The sequence below is a fragment of the Ruminococcus difficilis genome (assembly GCF_016680995.1).
This window is the reverse complement of record NZ_JAEQMG010000072.1, coordinates 1-18,144: the sequence shown is the minus strand read 5'-3', so window position 1 is coordinate 18,144 and position 18,144 is coordinate 1. Positions and strand designations below refer to the sequence as shown.

Sequence of the window (18,144 nt, the reverse complement as noted above, 5' to 3'; positions counted from 1 at the left end):
CGAGTCGCCTTTTGGCGCTATTGGCGCGCCAAAAGGGACTCGAACCCCTGACCTACTGCTTAGAAGGCAGTTGCTCTATCCAGCTGAGCTATTGGCGCATATCTGATTTTCATCAGCCTTTATATTATACCGAATAAGCCCAGTTTTGTCAATAGGTTTTCGAAATTTATTTAAGATTATCGTAAATCAGCTTGACTACTCTCTGTGTTGATCTGCCGTCACGATAATCGAAGAACATATCCGCGAAGGGCTGAATCTTCTCAGTGCAATAGTCCTCTTTGCGGATCGAATCAATAAGCTGCTCGGTCGAATAAACGATCTTACCCGGTGCGTACAGCTTGAAGTCAAAGTAGAAGTCGCGTTCGTTGATATACTTTTCCAGATCAAAGACGTAGAAGATCATGGGAATGTCAATCAGAGACGCCTCAAAGACGAGAGATGAATAGTCAGTGATAATTACGTCAGTAACAAAGAGAAGGTCGTTGAGCTCATTGTCAGCCGAAAGGTCAATTACCCTGTCCGCATAACGGTCGGGAATCGGCTGAACGTCGTTGACAAAGGGATGATGCTTGATAATAATCGCATAGTCCTCGGGAATCTTGGAGCATACCTCGTTGATATCGAACATCTCTGTGGGATAGAACGCGGTCTCCTTGACCATGCCGCGGAATGTCGGCGCAAAGAGAATGATCTTCTTGCCCTTGAAGGTCGGATGAGCGTCGTAGAACTTCTTGCGCGCAGCCGCCTTGTAATTTTCGTCAAAGAACACGTCTGTTCTCGGGATACCTGTCGCAACAACATTATCGGTAGCAATACCGAAGCCCTCGGAGTGGCACTTCTTGCAGTATGTTGAGCTGACGGTGACAAAGTCGTAGCTTCTGTGGTTTCTTGTGGGCTGAGGCGAGCCCTTGGGCTTGGAAAGACGTGTAAAGCCAAATGTCTTGAACGCACCGCAGGCGTGCCAGAGCTGAATCAGCTTGGTCTCTTCCCTCAAATCGATATAGTGGATCTGAGGTGTGAACTCGTCGAGCACAACTACCTTGCTTGTCGCGCATGCCTTCGTAAATGCGCGGATCTCCTTGAAGGACATATAAGCGATAGTGTGCTCATTGAGAATAAAGTTGATGTCGAGGCTGTCATCACCCTTGAGCTGGTCGTATACAAAGGCGAAGTTACCTGACAGATCATCGCGTCTGAGTGAGATAAAGGAAATCTTCTTGTCCTGAACCTTGTAGAAGGTCTTGTAGAAGCCGAAGCATCTTCTGAATATCCATCTCTTTACCTTCCAGATAGAGAGGTCTGTGGTGGATACTCTTGAAAAACGCCAGAATATGTAGGCTACAAAACGCTTGATCGGGTTTTCGTCATTGAAACGCGCGGGCAGGTTCATAATACCTGTCATGCGCAGAAGCGCCTCCAGGATAAAGAACGGAATCAGCGCGATGGAGAGAATAAAGAGAACTGTCTTGAGAATTCCGTTGAAAAGCTTAACAAAGAACTTCGCAACAGGATTGTGCTGGATTCTCTTCCTGTCCGGCAGAAACTCTACCTTGTTTCCGTGAATCGTATACTTGAAATTCCTGTTGTCGGTTTCCGAAAGCTCGGGAGTCAGGTCAACAGGGATTTTTTCCTCGTAAAAATCGGCAAAGCCGAGATTGAGGAACATTTCAAAGGGCAGGCATTCCTTTCTGGTTTTCCAGAAAAGCAGATCCAGACGGTAATTATATCTGCCCGAGAAAAAACATTTTCCGTCAATGTGGGTTACATTCGAAAGGACAAACGGAATACGTCTGTCCTCTTTGCCGTTATTGAAATGTAACACCAGCTTGGGATTTGAAAGAAAATGAGAATTGATGGTCGGATCGGAAATCGTTCCCATAATCGTAAGAGTCATTTTATTCTTGACAATAGATAACTCTTTTACTTCAATCTGATATTCCACAAATACACCCCTAGTTTTTTAAGAAATTAACGCTCTCATGCGTTCAACAGCTTCCGCAAGGTCAAGTCCCTTCTGATAGAGCGAGGACGAACCCGCCACAAACATATCGCCGCCGCAGGCGCGCATTTCAGCGCACAGATCCCAGCTTACGTGACCGTCGACCTCGAGGAGAATACCCTCTCTCCTGCTGTCGAGCAGCTTGCGGACTGCCTTGATTTTGTCAAAGCTGCCCTCAACAATCGGACGTCCCGCAAATCCGGGGTATACGGTCATAAGCAATACGCCGTCGATTTCGTCGAGAAAATCCTCGAGAACCTCGGGCTTTGTGTCCGGACTGATAGCGACAAACGGGCTTGCTCCTCTTTGTCTGATGTCGGTGATGACCTCGTGAAGATTGTCGCACGCCTCATAGTGAACGGCGACAATATCGCCCTGTCCGATATCCATTCTGTCAAAGAACTGCTCGGGCTGATACGCCATGATGTGAATATCGCGCTTCATATTCACCAGCACACTCTTGACCGCCTTGATCAGATCGGCGCTCAGAGTGATATTCGGGACAAAGTGATTGTCCATGAAATCAAGGTGAATATATTCAACGCCGAGCTTATCAAGCGCCTCTATCTCCGACTGCAAATTCAGCGCGTCGGCGCACATCAGAGAAGGTGACAACATTCCATTCATATCAATACCTCTTTATTGATTTACCACCATGATTTTAGCAAAGAATTCGCTGTTGTTCTTCATGATATCAAGACCCTTATCCATGGTTTCAAGGTCAAATTTATGTGTAATCAGCTTCTTGGCGTCAATCATGCCCTTAGCCATAGCGTCTACAACAAGGTTCCAGTCACTCTTGTGAGTGTCGCTGTAGGCTGAGTTCCATGTGCCGAAAATGGAAAGCTGTTTTCTGAGGATCTGCCAGTATGTGTTCTGAGGGAAGGTAAAATCGCCGTGCGGATTGCCGACAAAGATCACCTTGCCGCCCGAAGCCGCAGCCTCAAGGCAGTTGCAGGCTGTGAGCGCGATGCCGACAGCTTCGATTGCGATATCCGCGCCGACGCCGCCTGTCATCTTCTTTACCCACTCGATCGCGTCCTCCTTGGAGGAGTTGCAGTACTCGGTGAAGCCCATGCTCTCGATGAAATCCCAGTTGTTTACGTCGGTGCCTACAAGGAGAACTCTCGCACCCCATGCTCTCGCCCACTGTGCGATAAGCATACCGATCGTGCCGGGACCGAAGATAACCACGTTGTCGCCGACCTCAATCTGGGCGCGTCTGAGCGCGTGAAGCGCAACGGCGCAGGGCTCGGTCATAGCTGCTTCCTCGAAGGAAAGGCTGTCGGGAATCGGAACGAGGTTCCACACCGGAACTCTCACATACTCGGCGAAAGCGCCGTCACTGCGCGAGCCGAGATAATCGTAGCTCTTGCACATCTCGTACTTGCCGTCGTTGCAGTTCTCGCAGGTCTTACAGGGAATCAGCGGGAACACGGTAGCTCTCATGCCGATCAAATCCTTGTATTTCTCGTCACCTACGCCCGCGACCTCACCCGAGAACTCGTGTCCGGGGATTGTCGGGAAATGGTAGGTGCCGTTTACAAAAATCCTGGGGATATCTGAGCCGCAGATGCCGCAAGCCTTTACGCGGAAAAGCACCTCGTCGGGCTTGACCTCGGGCATGGGATAGTCGCAGTACTCGAGATTGCCGACAGCTCTTAACACTCTCGCCTTCATAGTATCCATATCAATTGCCGCCTTTCAGTATTGTTTCAAAAGTTTCCAAATCTTCGATAGTGGTGATTTTGAGGTTGCGCTCGCTTCCCTTTACCATACGGATCTCCATGCCGTGGCGGTAAGCGATCTCACTGCTGCCCGCAGTAGCGCCGATTTCCTCGTCACTGACCTCGTTATGTATCTGATAGTATTTTTTGAACTTGAAGCTCTCGGGAGCCTGTCCCGCAAACAACTCGCTGCGCTTGAGCAGACAGTCGATTTTCGCGCCGTCGGCACTCTGGTAAACTGTGTCCTTGACGGTGATAACGGGCATTGCGCCGTCGTATTCCGCTGCGCCTGTAATGCAGTCGGAGATGATCCTGTCAGATACAAGCGGACGCGCCGCGTCGTGGACGATAACAATATCGGTATCGGGCGCGTTTTCGGCGATGCACTTGAGTCCGTTGTAAATGGAGTGCTGACGGGTCTTTCCCGCCGGAGCGTATCCGCAAATCTTGCTCACGCCGTACTTCGCGGCGTACTCCTCAACAAAACCCTGCCACTGTTCGCTGACAACAACAACCATGGCGTCAATTTCATCATGCTTCTGGAAGATATCAAAGCAATAGGAAATAATCGGCTTGTCCTCTACCATCAAAAACTGCTTCGGTCTGTCGACGCCCATACGGCTGCCGACACCGCCGGCGAGAATAATAGCGGTATTCATCATAACCCCCATTTTCTTAACAGGTTAAAAGCTTATTATCCGACTAAAAGGGACAATAAACAGTTTATCTATACTATTGTATAATATCACACATTTTGTGCTGTTGTCAACAAGAACACAACAGATTGTGTATAATAGACGAAATTACTACTTTGTTTGCTCTTCTAATACAGCAACTGCCCTTTTTATACCCTCTGTAAGCGACACTTTTGGCTGCCATCCGAGCGATTTGAGCCGCTTATTGTCGAGAATTTCGGGTACCTGACATAGCGGCGATGGCTGATTTTGAGGTTCCTGCTCGTCAGCGGGATTCGCAAATTTCAGGCTGATGTTTCTCTCCGGAAAAGCCGCGCAGGCCGCCCTTGCAAAGCCGCGTATCGTTGTATCCGAAAGCTCGCATGAAATATTGTACGGCAAGGCGTTCTCACCCTTGAGCAGCACTGTCAGAAGTCCCGTCGCCGTGTCGGTGACATAACAGAAGGAACGGTTGGCGGCGCCGTTGCTCTTGAGCAGGATATCCTGCCCTCTGACAACATTCGCGATAAACTGCGCCCATACCCTGTCGTCGTCGAGAGTCGCCGCGCCGTAGATATAGGCAGGTCTTGCTAACTTGACATTCATTCCGTACTCGCGGCAGTAGCTCGCGGCGATGGTTTCGGAAGCGCGCTTGCCCATAGCGTAACAGTTTTTGTACGAAGTAAAATCAATATAGCCGCTGTCGTCCTCGGTGATTTTATCCTGACTTCCGTAAATAATTCCGTATACCTTAAGACTTGAAACGATGAGAGTCGACTTTGCGCCGCTCTTTTTTGCGAAATCAAGAACATTCGCGGTTCCCGTAAGGTTGGCGGTGATTGTGCCGACGGGGTCGTTCTCGAACTGTATATTGCTCGCCTGACTTGCGGCGTGAATGATATAATCCGCGCGCTCAGCCTTGATTTCCTCGTTTACGTCCTGTACGCACAATGAAAAATCACCGCGTCTGAGAAGCTTTCCGAACTTTTTCTCTGCTCTTTCGGCGTTCCTGACAAGTGAAATAACGCGGATATCTGAGCCGTAGACGTCGTTTCTTGTGAGAAGCGCGAGCGCAAGATAGCCGCCGATAAATCCGCCGCCGCCCGTGATAAGTACTGTTGAACCGACGATCTTGTCCCACGGAATTTCGGCGTTCGCGATCTCATAGGCGTCGCTGTATATGCTTTGAAGGACGCAATCCTTTACTTTATAATCCATACTTCAATTCTTCCTTGGCAAATTTCTTGTAATTCTCGTAATAAAACTGCGCGCGGAGCGTGACCAGATCCTCGGGAGTCGTCACCTTGATATTAAAACGCTCGCCCTTGAACAGATGGACGCTCTCACCCAGCTCGATAAACAGCTCGCTTGATGAAATCGGGTTGGTTATTCCGCGCTTTTCGGCTTCGTCATGCGCCCAGAGAATACGCTCCATTGTATAACCCTGCGGAGCCTGCGTGACGTACATCGTGTTTCTGTCGTAGCTCTTTTTGCAGTTTTCGCCGTCGGGACTGTACAGAAGAGAATCTATGCTCGGGGTAACGGGCACGGCAGTCTTGTGCTTTTTTGTCTCGAGAATGCAGTCCGTGATCAGGCGGTCGGACAGCATCGGGCGGACGCCGTCGCAGATGAGAATGATATCCTCGGGCTGGGTCGAAAAAGCGGCAGTCGCGACAACTCCGTTGTGGATAGAAGCAAAGCCTGTTTCTCCGCCGGGTACTATAGAGCGTATCTTCTTGACGGAAAAACGCTCGATAAGCTCCACAAGGTACTCGATCCAGTCCTCCTTGCAGGCGATCACAATACCGTCAACCATCGGGTGCCTTGAAAAATGCTCCATTGTGTGAACGATGATCGGCTTTCCGCCTACCTCTAAAAACTGCTTCGGCAGGTCTGACGACTTCATTCTCGCGCCGATACCGCCGGCAAAAAGCATCGCGGTAACCATATCTCTCAATCCTTTCTGAAACGACAGAATATTCCACTTTCAAAATACCACCAAAGGGGCTGTTTGTCAATTTACATTCTTGTAATGTTATCCTTGAAAAAAACGCCGTTCTATGGTACAATAAAACGTGGAGTTGATAATATGCAGCAATACACTTACCCTCAGTACAGGCAGTATATTCCAAGGCCTGTAATTACAGAGGATACAATAAGACGCGACACCCAAAAAAAGCTCAGAAAAAGATGCACCGCCGTCGGTTTTTACGCGCTCACGTACACTGCCACGATGTACGTCTTATCCATAGGCTTATTACTTCTGTTTCAGACTCTCGGTATAAGCACAGACGAGACGCTGACACAGCTGCAGGACATTTTTATCAGCGTAGGCGCGGCGTTTATTCCGGGTATTCTGTTTATTGCCGCAACGGGCTTTAAGTTCAGGGAAGCGTTCGGCAAAACAACAGTCGGCGCTACTACGCTCATTCCGCTGATACTTATGGGAATGGCGGTTGCAATGGCTTCTAATTATGCCGCCGATATCTTTGAAACAAACCTTTCGATTTTCGGTCTGCAAAATACCGCGGGCAGCGTCGAATCCTCCGCGATGACTCCGTTCGAGATAATTCTGAACATCATTTCCGTAGCTATTGTTCCCGCTTTTGCCGAGGAATTCGCGTACCGCGGTTTGGTTATGGGCTCGCTCAAAAAATACGGCAGAGCCTTCGCGGTTGTCGCTTCGGCAATTTTGTTCAGCGCAATGCACTCAAACACAACTCAGATCGTTTTCACCTTGCCCGTCGGTCTGATTTTCGGATATATCGACATCATCACCGATTCAATTCTGCCGTCTATCCTGCTTCATTTCATGAATAATTTCTACGCCATATTGTTCACGATCCTCTACACTAACAGCAATCTGGACGAAAGAGAGCTTACAATTATCCAGCTGATTATCGTTTTGCTTTTCCTTGTTTCGGGAGTTCTCTCGTTTATTTATCTCGCCCGTAGCAAAAAGGTAAGTTTTTCACTGAGCGACAAAGAAAAGCCGATTGAAAAAGGCGCTGAGCTGCTCACGCTGAAAAACAAAATGAGCGCGTTTCTGGTCAATCCCGGAGTCATGATTTCAATGAGCGTTTTTCTGACATTTACAATCCTTTGTTTAACACCACTTAACCAATAAACATGAGTACGGATATCAATAAATTCATGCTTCTGGCGCTTGAAATGGCAAAGGAAGCGTACGACGACGGCGAGGTGCCCGTCGGAGCGGTTGTTACGAGAAACGGCGAGGTAATCGCAACCGGCAGGAACCGCCGCGAAAAAGAAAAAAACGCCCTTCTCCATGCGGAGATTGACGCGATAAACAACGCCTGCAAAGCACTCGGCGGCTGGCGGCTGTGGAATTGTGAGATTTATGTAACACTTGAGCCGTGCCCAATGTGCGCGGGCGCGATTCTTAACGCGCATATTCCCCAGGTGTACTTTGGCGCGTACGATTTCAAAAACGGCGCCTGCGGCACTATTACAAATCTGTTCGAGATGCCGTTCAATTTCAAACCCGCTTACAGCGGAGGAATAATGGAACAGGAATGTGCCGGCTTGCTGAAGAGCTTCTTTAAGCGTCTGCGCTAAAAAATTAAAGGGCGGCAGTCAGCCGTCCTTTCTTCTTCGTCTGTGCATTTTTTCGCCGTGAGGAATACCCTTTACCTTAAATAGAATAAGATAACCCGCTATCAGTGCGAGAGCGGTTGTCTGTGTGTAAAAAAGTATTCCCTGTTCGCGGCTCATGCGGTTGGAATGGTCTTTGAGCGAACTGTCGGGCGCTGTGGTGTACAGCGGAGTCAGGCCGTCCTGCTGTGAGATCATTACCGCCTCGTCGGGCGAAGCGGCTGAAACAGAGCCTGAAAAGCAAATAAGAGAAACGGCAATAAGTACCGATATGATCAGTTTTTTCATAATCTCTCCCCTAAAAATTTCTATTTGATATTATATCACAAAATTCCAAAAACACAAGGTGCGTATTTATGAAGAGGGAATTTATTTACGGACAATGCAACAATCCAATCTCTCAGCTGTGCTACGGCAAAAGCCGCAAGCCTGTTTCAAAGGTGGGCTGCGGTGTCGTTGCGCTCTACAACGCGCTTGTTTTCAAGGGAATCGACGCGGAGTTTTCAGACCTGCTGCGCGCCATGGAAAAGCTCGGAATGCCATGGCTTTTCGGAGTATTCGGGACAAAGCCGTTCGGCCTGAAAAGATACTTCAAAAAGAATAATATTCCTTTTAAGAATTATATTTCGGTTAAGCACTTCAAAAATTCCCTGACTGACGGCAAAATCGGCATCGTCTGCGCGTGGAACAAAGGCTTCAGAGGACTGCATTTTTACTGCATCTGCAGCGAAAACGGCGAGTACCGCTCCATGAATTTCGTTTCATCAGATCAGGCGCTGAGCTTCGACCTTTTACAAATAACGCCGATGCGGTTCGTAACGGGATATATATTATAAATTGAAAGCGCCTTCGACGGCGCTTTTTTTATCTGTTATTGACCTGCTCGGGGTACATATCGTGCATTGAAAGACGTTCCCAGGCGAGCTTCTCCCACTTGGTGTCTTTTCTGCCGTAGTTGCAATACGGGTCGATGGAAATTCCGCCGCGCGGCAAGAACTTTCCCCAGACCTCGATGTATTTCGGGTCCATCAGCTTTATCAAGTCCTTCATGATGATGTTCACGCAGTCCTCATGAAAGTCGCCGTGGTTGCGGAAGCTGAAAAGATACAGCTTCAAGGACTTGCTCTCCACCATCAGCTCGTCGGGAATGTATGAAATATAAATCGTCGCAAAGTCGGGCTGTCCCGTAATCGGACACAGGCTCGTAAACTCCGGACAGTTGAACTTTACGAAATAGTCGTTCTCGGGGTGCTTGTTGCGGAAGGTTTCGAGCACCTCGGGAGAATAGTCCGACGAGTACTGAACGTTTTTATTGCCTAATAAGGTTAAATTGTCATTTCTCATATAATATCCTCGATTCCGTTTGCTCTGAACGCTGCGATCCTGTCGCGGCACGTGCCGCATACGCCGCAGGGCTTTTCCTTTCCCTCATAACAGCTCCAGGTCATTTCGTACGGTACGCCCAGCTTTAATCCCTGAGCAACGACCTGAGCCTTTGTCATTCCGATAAACGGCGCTGTTACGTTGAGCTGATTTCCGCTGCCGAGGTATATCGCCATGTTCATGGAATCATTGAACGCCTGCGAACAGTCGGGATAAGCGTTGCCTGCCGCGTCGTCGCTGTGAGCGCCGTAATATATCTCTCCGCAGCCGTTTGAAAGCGCGACGCTAGCCGCTGCCGAGAGAAACAGTCCGTTTCTGAAAGGAACATATGTGGACACGGGATTTCCGTCGGTCTTGGAGAGCTGGTCGGCATAGCTTTCCTTTGGGATTTCGTCCTCCGAGCCTTTGAGCAGAGAACAGCCGCTATCCTCAAATATGACGGATAAATCGAGCCTTTTCAGCTGTACGCCGTAGTATTCAGCTATTCTTTGAGCCGCCTCAAGCTCCTTGCTGTGCTTCTGTCCGTAGCTGACAGAGAGAGCAAGGACGTTTTCTTTTCCGTATTTTTCCACAGCGAGCGCAAGACAGGTCGTGCTGTCAACTCCGCCGCTGAATAAAACAAGAGCCTTCATATTATTCTCCTCATCTCAACAGCTCACGGAGAGCCGCGTCGTCCCTGAACGCCCCGAGATATGTAGTAGTATATGTTTTTGCGTTTGAGTTCTTTATGCCGCGCGCGGTCATGCAGCTGTGACAGCCACTGATCGTAACGCCGACATCGGGAGTGTCCGCCGCTTCGGATATGATCTCAGCTATATCCCTTCCGATACGTTCCTGTAACTGCAGACGCTTTGCAGCCATATCGCAAATACGCGCGATTTTGCTCAGTCCGAGAACCTTGCCGCGCGGAACATAGGCGACGTTGACGCTCATGTCATACATCAGCGCGAGATGGTGCTCGCAATAGCTGAATACGGTTATGTCGCGCATTATAACAGCGTTTTCTGACTCAGGCAGACAGTCATTATCAAAGGTCTTGCCGAACATCTCGGCTATTTCGTGGTTGGAATACGCTATGCCCTCAAGCATTTCCCCGAGCATTTTCGCGACTCTTTGGGGAGTTTCGCGCAAGCCTTCCCTGTCGGGATCCTCACCGATTGCCTCGAGGATTCCCTTTACGTGTGCTTCGATTGCCTTTGTATCCATATTAAACACCTCTCTTTTCGGGCGACCAGATAAACTTATGGAGTTGGAGCTGTATTCTGACACCGTTCAGGTTTCTTTCGGTCATAAATTCAACAATACGCGCGGGTTCGATTTTGCCGAATACGGGACTGAAATAAATGTGGCAGCGGTCGATTAGCTTAAATCTATCTATTATTTCAGCCGCTCTGTTCAAGTCCTCTTCGCTTCCGACAACGAATTTTACACTGTCGTGACTGTTCAGCAGCGCGAAGTTTGCGGTATTCATGTAATTTTCCATACCGCTGCCGGGCAGCTTGTAGTCCATCGTGAATACGGGTCTGTGTTCAATCTCCGCTAACCGTGAGAGCGGCATACTGCCGTTTGTTTCTATCTCGACGCGGCAATCCTTCAACGCGGCAACAAGCGGCTCAATATCCTTTTGCAGCAGCGGTTCGCCTCCTGTAAGGGTGACGTTACGGACGTTGACGGATTTAACCCATCTGACGAGCTCTTCTACTGAGGTCGGTGATGCTTTTGCGTCAGGCTCGTTTGCCCATGCCGTATCACAGTATGAGCAGCAGAGATTGCAGCCCTTGAAGCGAATAAAAACCGCCAATTCTCCCGCGTGAGCTCCCTCGCCGTTGATACTTACGAACCTTTCAACTACCTCAAGCATGGCTCCTCCTCGTAAACAGCGCAGTTATCGGGCGTTTCATATACGGTTACGCTCCTGACAGGCAGACCCTTCTCGCGCAGAGCCACATAAAAATATCTTGCAAGGTTCTCGGCTGTCGGACGGAACGAAAACTCGATAACACGGAAGTTTTCATCACGGAGCGCTTCCATTGTTTTTGGCTTTAGACTGTTTTTCTCGATAATGAGCGCGTGGTCAAAGCTATCGGCAAGCGCTCTCAGTTCGCGCTTGAGGTCGCCGAAGTCGATAATCATTCCTCTCTTCTCGCCCTTATCGATCAGCTTTTCGCTGCAGACGCAAGCCTCTACCGTCCAGCGGTGACCGTGGATATTTGAACATTTGCCGTTATAGCCCGACAGAAAATGCGCGCTGTCAAACGCTGCTTTTGTTTTCAGCAGATACATTCTTTCACTTCCAAAAATAAAAATGCGCCTGCCAAGACAGACGCATCTCAATACAATTATTATTGCAGGGCGCAGTTATCCCGCGCTTCAGATGCCCTGGTTTTATTTAACGACAGGATGGCGCAAACGAACTGTCGGGAACTTCGGTTCCATAGATATTATAGCATTAAAATCCGCTTTGTCAATTATATATTGACAGGTAGTAATTCAAATCAAATACAGCCTCTTTTACAAGCTCGGCTTTTCCCTCGGAGTCGACGTTGAGCTCGACCACATAGTTCACGGGCTTGCCGTCCTCCTTTTCCTGAACAAGCAGAACATAGTTTGTGCCCGATACGACCTGTGTGCCCAGAACCGTTATAGGCGTGTATTCCTTGGTCATAACACTGTCGAGAGCTTCCTTGAGTGAGTCCTCCAGAACAGCGCCTTCGGTAATTTCGACGGTCTCCCACGAATCCACAAGAGCTTCGCCCGCTGACTCAGCGGTTTTAACATTATCGGGGTGAACCTCGATAATGGAAGTGAGCTTGGCCTTTCCGTAGAGGTCGGTGTATGTAACCGCAATATCCCATGTTGTAACAGGATTGTCGGCGACGGTCGTGTCAAGACAAAGGAAAGCTGAATAGGTGCCCTTTACAACCTGCTGAGCGAGCAAAGCAACAGGCTCCATGTTAAGGCTGTCAAAGGAATTGATCGACTTCCTGAACTCCTCGTTCTGTTCCTTTGTAACAACAGGCTTGACGTCTTCGTCAATATTCCAGCCTCCCGCAACAGAGGATTCCTCTGCTGAGCTGTCGGTTTTTGAGCTTTCTGAGCCCGAGCTTTTTGACGACGCCGCTGATGTGGCTGATGTGGCGGTCTTTTCGGTTGCCGCTGACGACTGAGATGATGAAGATGATGACGACTGTCCGCATCCGGTCATAACAGCCGTTGAAAGCACGAGCGCGGACAATAAAACTGCGATTATTCTTTTCATATTTTCACTCCTAAAAATACCTGTTTAGGCAAATACATGGTTATTATATCACAACATTAATGAAAAGTCACTCTTTATCTTATAATTTTTTTATTTTCCGATAAATTCGTTATGCACCCGCTATGAAAAAATAATTGATTTTTGTAAATATAGGTGATATAATTAAACAGAGTTTTATCTCTCAGGAGGTTAAGATATGAAAATAGGATTTGATAATAATCAATACCTGGAAACGCAATCGCAGCATATCCGTGACAGAATCGATAAATTCGGCGGAAAGCTGTATCTCGAGTTCGGCGGCAAGCTGTTTGACGACTACCACGCTTCAAGGGTTCTGCCCGGCTTTAAGCCCGACTCAAAGCTGCAGATGCTCATGCAGCTCAAAGATGAAGCAGAAATAGTAATTGTAATCAACGCCGATGATATCGAAAAAAACAAGGTTCGCGGCGATCTGGGCATTACATACGACCTTGACGTATTCCGTCTGATCGATCTGTTCCGCAGCCGCGGCCTGTGCGTCAATTCCGTCGTGCTCACACGTTTTGCAGAACAGCCCACAGCCGTAAAGTTCGAAAAGCATCTGATCGGCAACGGAATAAACGTTTACCACCACTACTCTATCCCGAATTATCCCACCGATGTGGATCTGATCGTCAGCGACGAGGGTTACGGCAAGAATGATTTTGTTGAGACCTCCAGAAAGCTGGTCGTAATCACCGCACCCGGCCCCGGTTCCGGAAAAATGGCGGTTTGTCTTTCTCAGCTCTACCACGAGCACAAGCACGGCGTTAAGGCTGGTTACGCAAAGTTTGAAACCTTCCCTATCTGGAACCTTCCGCTCAAGCACCCTGTTAACGTCGCTTATGAAGCCGCTACAGCCGATCTGAACGATGTAAATATGATTGACCCGTTCCATCTTGAGGCTTACGGCAAAACCACCGTAAACTATAACCGCGATATTGAGATCTTCCCTGTTCTCAACACCATGTTCGAGCAGATTCTCGGAGAATCTCCCTATAAATCGCCTACCGATATGGGCGTTAACATGGCGGGCAACTGCATTATCGACGACGAAGCCGTTTGTGCCGCCGCGAATCAGGAGATTATCCGCCGCTATTACGCCGCTCTCTGCAATCACACCAAGGGCGTCGGAGCTGTTGACGAGGCATACAAAATCGGTCTGCTGATGAAACAGAACAAACTGACTACCAACGACCGCAAGGTTGTCGCCATCGCCCTTGACAAAGCCGAGGCTACAGGCGCGCCCGCAGCGGCTATTGAGCTGGCTGATGGAAGGATCCTCACGGGCAAGACGACTAATCTTCTTGGAGCCTGTGCCGCAATGCTGCTCAACGCTCTCAAATCTCTCGCGAAAATCCCGAAAGAGGTCGATATCATCGACGCGGCGGTAATCGAGCCTATCCAGAAGCTGAAGGTTGAGAACTTCGGCTCTAACAACCCCAGGCTCCACACCGACGAGATCCTTATCGCTCTTTCGATGTCTGCCGTAACGAATCCGACCGCAAAGCTCGCTATGGCACAGCTGCCGAAGCTGCGTGACACCGAAGCTCATGCGACTGTTATCCTCTCGGAAACAGATACCCGCACTCTCAAGAAGCTAGGCATCCGTTTGACCACTGAGCCTGCCTATGAAACAGACAGGCTTTACAGAAAATAAACAGGAGGTAAACTATGAATAGCACGAACAAAAACAACACCAGCAGCACAGCCGCAAAAGAAAAGCAATCCTTTTTCAGATCGAACCCCGTTATCAACCGTCTGAATAAGGTTGAGGAAAGAGCCGGCTACGATGAGAAAGCGGCAGGCTACGGCAGAATCACGATCAAGACAGCCTTCTTCCTTCTCGTCACCGTCGCAGGAATGATGGCGTACCTGGTTATGAACGCGACTGTCTTCGCAAACCAGCCGCAGGAACTGGCATTCAACTACAAGGGCTTTGAGGTCAGCACATCCTTCATGCAGCTCGGATTTTTCGTAGGCGCCTCTATTCTGGCAATAATCACTCAGATCATTTCCGCGTTTGCAAGACCGATTATCCCTGTTACCGGCACGATTTACTCGTTCTGCCAGGGCTTCGTGATTTCGTTTATCGTATTTACCGTCATCAAGGGTTATGAGTATCTCGGTCTTCTGGCGCTCGTAATTACAGTCGCTATCGTTCTGACGATGGGAATCCTCTATTCGGCAAAAATTATCAAGGTAACCAAGAAATTCAGAATGGTTATGCTCTCACTTTTCGTCACAATGATAAGCGTTTCGATCATCAGCTTCCTCGGATACCTCATTCCCTTTACCAGACCTTTTGTAGCGAGCATTCTCGGAAACTTCTGGATTTCTCTCGGACTTACGATTATCTCTATTATCATCGCGAGCCTGTTCCTTATCACTGACTTTGCCACAATCGATCACGTTGTAACAAACAAGCTTCCCGCAAAATACGAGTGGTCAGCGGCATTTGGCCTTGCCTTCACCGTTCTCTGGATTTATGTTAAAATCCTTGACCTGCTCATTCAGATCGTCGGTCACAGCAAAAATTAAAAAAAATATCTGCCGCTGAGGTTTCTCGGCGGCAGTTTTTTATCGGGACAAAAATTTGTATAATTCTATTTTCTTATTTCAAACATGGTTTTATATGGTATACTAAAGTTTGAATAAGATATAGGAAGTAGATAGAATGTCGGTAACGATAAATCTCGGAGCATGGCGCTCCGTTTTCGCTGTGCCCTCAAAAATTGTCGACGAGGGTCTTAAATTCTCTGACGGCGTAAAGCTTAAGGTACTGCTCTATGTGCTGCGAAACGCTGACAAGGAGCTTGATAACAAGGATATCTCTGCCTGTACGGGCGTGAATGTAACTGATATTCCCGAGGCTCTGGATTACTGGGTCAATATGGGTATTTTGCAAAAAAGCGATCAGGTTTACACGCCTGTTAATAATTCTATAGTAGAATTATCAACAACACAGGACGAGCCTGTATTCGAAGAAAAAACTGTCGCGGAAGCGCCGTCGACAGAACCCGAAAAACCCCGTTTCACTGTTACAAAACCGCAAAAACCCGACTATGTGTTTACGGTTCAGCAGTTGGCAGTCGACGAAGAGCTGAAAATTCTTGTCAGCGAAGCTCAGACCGCCCTCGGCAAGGTGCTATCAAACGCGGATATCTCTACCCTGCTGATGCTCAAGGACACCTGCGGACTGCCTCTCGACGTTATTCTCATGCTTATCCAGTACGCAATCAGTATTGACAAGGGCAACATGAGAACGATTGAACGGCTCGGCGTTTCATGGGCAAACGACGGCGTTAATTCTGTTGAGGAAGCAGACAATAAAATAAGGCTTGCTACTCAGCGTACAAAATGCTATTCAATCGTCGCCTCGGCATTCGGTCTGAAAAATGCCGGCTCACCCAGCAAAAAACAGCTCGATTATTGCAGCACATGGGTCACAGATTGGAAGTTCTCTCCCGATATGCTGCGTGAAGCGTATGAGCGCTGTGTGGACTCAAAAGGTGAAATGAAATTCAACTACATAGACGGTATTTTGAAGCGCTGGCACAACAACGGCATTCAGAACAAAAACGACCTTGCTGATTTTGAAAACGCAAAAAAGAAAAAAGAGCCTGCCTCAACCTCAAGCTCTTATGATATCGACGAGCTTGAACAGATAAACAGACTTGAAGATTACGAATAAAACTGGAGTTTGCCATGGGATACAGCATCAGAATTCAAAAAAAGGCAGCCGATAAGCTGGCTCAAAGACGACTGGCTGCAAAACGCGATTCGGATTTCAGACGCGCGGAGATTTTCGCAAAGCTTCCGAGAGCAGCCGAGCTTGAAAAAGGAATAGCTGCCAGCGGAATCAGAGCCGCAAGAGCTGTTGTTTCAGGCGGCAATGTTAATGCGGAGCTTGAAAAGCTGAAAAGAGAGAACCTTGCGATGCAGGATGATCTTAATCAGCTTCTGGTTTCAAACGGATACACCTCAGACGCGCTCGAGCCCGATTATACCTGCAAGCGATGCTCTGATACAGGATATTACGATGAGAACGGCAGAACGCTTATCTGCACCTGTCTGAAGCAAACACTTACCGAATGTGCGTGTGAGGAATTGAACCGCCACGCTCCGCTCAGGCTTTCGACCTTTGACAGCTTTAAGCTCGACCTCTACCCCGATGAAACAGACGTAAACGGAATAAATCCGCGTCAGCACATGGAACGCGTCGTTCGCTACTGTAAAGGATACGCAAATAATTTTACAACCGAATCAAAGAGCCTGCTGATGTGCGGTGCGACAGGACTCGGCAAAACCCACCTCTCCCTGGCGATAGCAAACGAGGTTATCAGACGAGGCTACGGCGTTATTTATGTTTCAGCGCCCGCTATTATTGCTCACTACGAAAGTCAGATGCGCCAGAGAAGTGAAACCGACGAACTTCTCGACATGGCTACAGACTGCGACCTGCTGATTATCGACGACCTCGGCACGGAATTTATCAGCCAGTTCTCAGTTTCGCACATTTACAACCTGATCAACTCCCGCCTGCTCACACGCAAGCCCGTTATCATAAACACAAACTTCACAATGCGCGAGCTGGAGAAGACTTATTCGAACAGACTGGTGTCACGTTTGAACGGCGAAGCGGAAAAGCTGAACTTTTTTGGCAGAGATATCAGAATTCTGAAAAAAAGAAGCAATTAATTTAAAAATACCCTTGACAAACAGGCAAAAATAATATATAATAATTGACGTTGCATACGGGATGCAAACAACTTAGCGGAATGGTGTAACGGTAGCACGACAGACTCTGACTCTGTTTGTTGGGGTTCGAATCCCTATTCCGCTGCCAATAGCCTCGAGTTTCTCGAGGCTGTTTTTTTCGAGGTGTAGCGCAGTTTGGTAGCGCACATCGTTCGGGACGATGGGGTCGCAAGTTCGAATCTTGTCACCTCGACCATCAGAGACGGTTTTTCAGCCGTCTCTTTTTCTTTATATAGAAACCGACTCAGAACACTGTTGTTCCGAGCCGGCTAATTTTTTATTTAATTAAAACTTATCCGCTAACAGGTCGGACATTGAATACATACCCGCACCCTGCTTTGCGAGGAATACAGCGGCGTTTACCGCACCTACAGCGAATACTTCCTTGGACTGCGCCTGATGGGTGATCGTAACTACCTCATCGTGTCCCGCGAAAATCACCTCGTGCTCGCCGACGATTGTGCCGCCGCGTACAGAATGGATACCGATTTCGTTCTTGGTGCGCTTCCTGCGCATCGTGTGGCGGTCATATATGTACTGCGGCTCCTGCGGAAGCGTCTCGGAAATACCGTCGGCAATCATCAGAGCCGTTCCGCTGGGAGCGTCAAGCTTGAGATTGTGGTGCTTCTCAAGAATCTCGATATCAAAGCTGCCGCCGAGTACCTTTGCCGCCTGCTTTGAAAGCTCAATCAGAAGATTGATGCCGAG

The 18,144-nt window shown here is 48.5% G+C and carries 21 protein-coding genes and 3 tRNA genes; 9 read left to right on the top strand and 15 right to left on the bottom strand.

The annotated features are described in order from the left end of the window. Positions 1-21: 21 nt before the first annotated feature. From JKK62_RS08420 to JKK62_RS08390, 7 genes are all read right to left on the bottom strand, one after another. Positions 22-98, bottom strand: a tRNA-Arg gene (locus tag JKK62_RS08420). 68 nt (positions 99-166) lie between these two features. Beyond that, positions 167-1,942 (bottom strand): CDP-glycerol glycerophosphotransferase family protein, encoded by a 1,776-nt coding sequence (locus JKK62_RS08415; protein WP_186833098.1) that lies wholly within the window; start codon positions 1,940-1,942, stop codon positions 167-169. An 18-nt stretch (positions 1,943-1,960) separates the two neighbouring features. Further along, complete coding sequence (locus JKK62_RS08410; RefSeq protein ID WP_186833099.1) at positions 1,961-2,626, bottom strand: ribulose-phosphate 3-epimerase; 666 nt, start codon at positions 2,624-2,626, stop codon at positions 1,961-1,963. Between the two features lie 12 nt (positions 2,627-2,638). Then, positions 2,639-3,688 (bottom strand): galactitol-1-phosphate 5-dehydrogenase, encoded by a 1,050-nt coding sequence (locus tag JKK62_RS08405; protein WP_186833100.1) that lies wholly within the window; start codon positions 3,686-3,688, stop codon positions 2,639-2,641. Between the two features lies 1 nt (position 3,689). Beyond that, a complete protein-coding gene (locus tag JKK62_RS08400) occupies positions 3,690-4,385 on the bottom strand; it encodes an IspD/TarI family cytidylyltransferase (protein ID WP_201427535.1) in 696 nt (231 codons plus the stop codon). A 147-nt stretch (positions 4,386-4,532) separates the two neighbouring features. Continuing rightward, complete coding sequence (locus JKK62_RS08395) at positions 4,533-5,618, bottom strand: NAD-dependent epimerase/dehydratase family protein (RefSeq protein WP_201427534.1); 1,086 nt, start codon at positions 5,616-5,618, stop codon at positions 4,533-4,535. Then, the gene (locus JKK62_RS08390) at positions 5,608-6,348 is read right to left on the bottom strand and encodes an IspD/TarI family cytidylyltransferase (protein ID WP_201427533.1); all 741 of its coding nucleotides are present in this window, start codon (positions 6,346-6,348) and stop codon (positions 5,608-5,610) included. The genes JKK62_RS08395 and JKK62_RS08390 overlap by 11 nt, the downstream gene beginning before the upstream one ends. A 141-nt stretch (positions 6,349-6,489) precedes the next feature. Here JKK62_RS08390 and JKK62_RS08385 point away from each other — a divergent pair, with 141 nt between their 5' ends. Next, complete coding sequence (locus tag JKK62_RS08385) at positions 6,490-7,527, top strand: CPBP family intramembrane glutamic endopeptidase (RefSeq protein ID WP_186833104.1); 1,038 nt, start codon at positions 6,490-6,492, stop codon at positions 7,525-7,527. 2 nt (positions 7,528-7,529) lie between these two features. After that, entirely contained in the window at positions 7,530-7,979 is a 450-nt protein-coding gene (locus JKK62_RS08380) for a nucleoside deaminase (RefSeq protein ID WP_186833105.1), read from the top strand. Between the two features lie 18 nt (positions 7,980-7,997). On the opposite strand, the gene JKK62_RS08375 is transcribed toward JKK62_RS08380, so the two are convergent. Next, entirely contained in the window at positions 7,998-8,303 is a 306-nt protein-coding gene (locus tag JKK62_RS08375; RefSeq protein ID WP_186833106.1) for a hypothetical protein, read from the bottom strand. 68 nt (positions 8,304-8,371) lie between these two features. Between JKK62_RS08375 and JKK62_RS08370 the strand changes: the two genes are divergently transcribed. Next, positions 8,372-8,851, top strand: a complete 480-nt coding sequence (locus JKK62_RS08370) for a hypothetical protein (protein ID WP_201427532.1) — start codon at positions 8,372-8,374, stop codon at positions 8,849-8,851. Positions 8,852-8,879: 28 nt separating this feature from the next. Here JKK62_RS08370 and queF read toward each other — a convergent pair whose 3' ends face one another. The 6 genes from queF to JKK62_RS08340 form a co-directional block, all read right to left on the bottom strand. After that, entirely contained in the window at positions 8,880-9,359 is a 480-nt protein-coding gene (gene queF, locus JKK62_RS08365) for a preQ(1) synthase (protein ID WP_186833108.1), read from the bottom strand. Next, positions 9,356-10,030: a 7-cyano-7-deazaguanine synthase QueC gene (gene queC, locus JKK62_RS08360; RefSeq protein ID WP_201427531.1), complete on the bottom strand. Its 675-nt coding sequence runs from the start codon at positions 10,028-10,030 to the stop codon at positions 9,356-9,358. The genes queF and queC overlap by 4 nt, the downstream gene beginning before the upstream one ends. Before the next feature lie 10 nt (positions 10,031-10,040). Further along, positions 10,041-10,604 carry a GTP cyclohydrolase I gene (gene folE / locus JKK62_RS08355; protein ID WP_186833110.1) on the bottom strand — a complete coding sequence of 188 codons (564 nt, stop codon included), beginning with the start codon at positions 10,602-10,604 and terminating at the stop codon, positions 10,041-10,043. A gap of 1 nt (position 10,605) precedes the next feature. Continuing rightward, entirely contained in the window at positions 10,606-11,259 is a 654-nt protein-coding gene (queE, locus tag JKK62_RS08350) for a putative 7-carboxy-7-deazaguanine synthase QueE (RefSeq protein ID WP_201427530.1), read from the bottom strand. Then, positions 11,247-11,681, bottom strand: a complete 435-nt coding sequence (gene queD / locus JKK62_RS08345; RefSeq protein WP_201427529.1) for a 6-carboxytetrahydropterin synthase QueD — start codon at positions 11,679-11,681, stop codon at positions 11,247-11,249. Before queD ends, queE begins: the two co-directional genes overlap by 13 nt. A 181-nt stretch (positions 11,682-11,862) precedes the next feature. Next, positions 11,863-12,657, bottom strand: a complete 795-nt coding sequence (locus JKK62_RS08340) for a hypothetical protein (RefSeq protein ID WP_201427528.1) — start codon at positions 12,655-12,657, stop codon at positions 11,863-11,865. Between the two features lie 196 nt (positions 12,658-12,853). On the opposite strand from JKK62_RS08340, the gene JKK62_RS08335 reads away from it, so the two are divergent. The 6 genes from JKK62_RS08335 (at position 12,854) to JKK62_RS08310 (ending at position 17,632) form a co-directional block, all read left to right on the top strand. After that, a complete protein-coding gene (locus JKK62_RS08335; RefSeq protein ID WP_201427527.1) occupies positions 12,854-14,335 on the top strand; it encodes a DUF1846 domain-containing protein in 1,482 nt (493 codons plus the stop codon). Between the two features lie 14 nt (positions 14,336-14,349). After that, positions 14,350-15,216: a Bax inhibitor-1/YccA family membrane protein gene (locus JKK62_RS08330; protein WP_201427526.1), complete on the top strand. Its 867-nt coding sequence runs from the start codon at positions 14,350-14,352 to the stop codon at positions 15,214-15,216. A gap of 136 nt (positions 15,217-15,352) precedes the next feature. Beyond that, positions 15,353-16,369: a DnaD domain protein gene (locus tag JKK62_RS08325; protein ID WP_201427525.1), complete on the top strand. Its 1,017-nt coding sequence runs from the start codon at positions 15,353-15,355 to the stop codon at positions 16,367-16,369. A gap of 14 nt (positions 16,370-16,383) precedes the next feature. Continuing rightward, entirely contained in the window at positions 16,384-17,376 is a 993-nt protein-coding gene (locus JKK62_RS08320) for an ATP-binding protein (RefSeq protein WP_186833117.1), read from the top strand. 74 nt (positions 17,377-17,450) lie between these two features. After that, positions 17,451-17,524: transfer RNA gene (locus tag JKK62_RS08315), tRNA-Gln, on the top strand. Positions 17,525-17,555: 31 nt separating this feature from the next. After that, a tRNA-Pro gene (locus JKK62_RS08310) sits at positions 17,556-17,632 on the top strand. 89 nt (positions 17,633-17,721) lie between these two features. Here JKK62_RS08310 and dapB read toward each other — a convergent pair. Continuing rightward, a partial coding sequence (dapB, locus tag JKK62_RS08305; RefSeq protein ID WP_201427524.1) for a 4-hydroxy-tetrahydrodipicolinate reductase occupies positions 17,722-18,144 on the bottom strand: 423 nt, incomplete at its 5' end.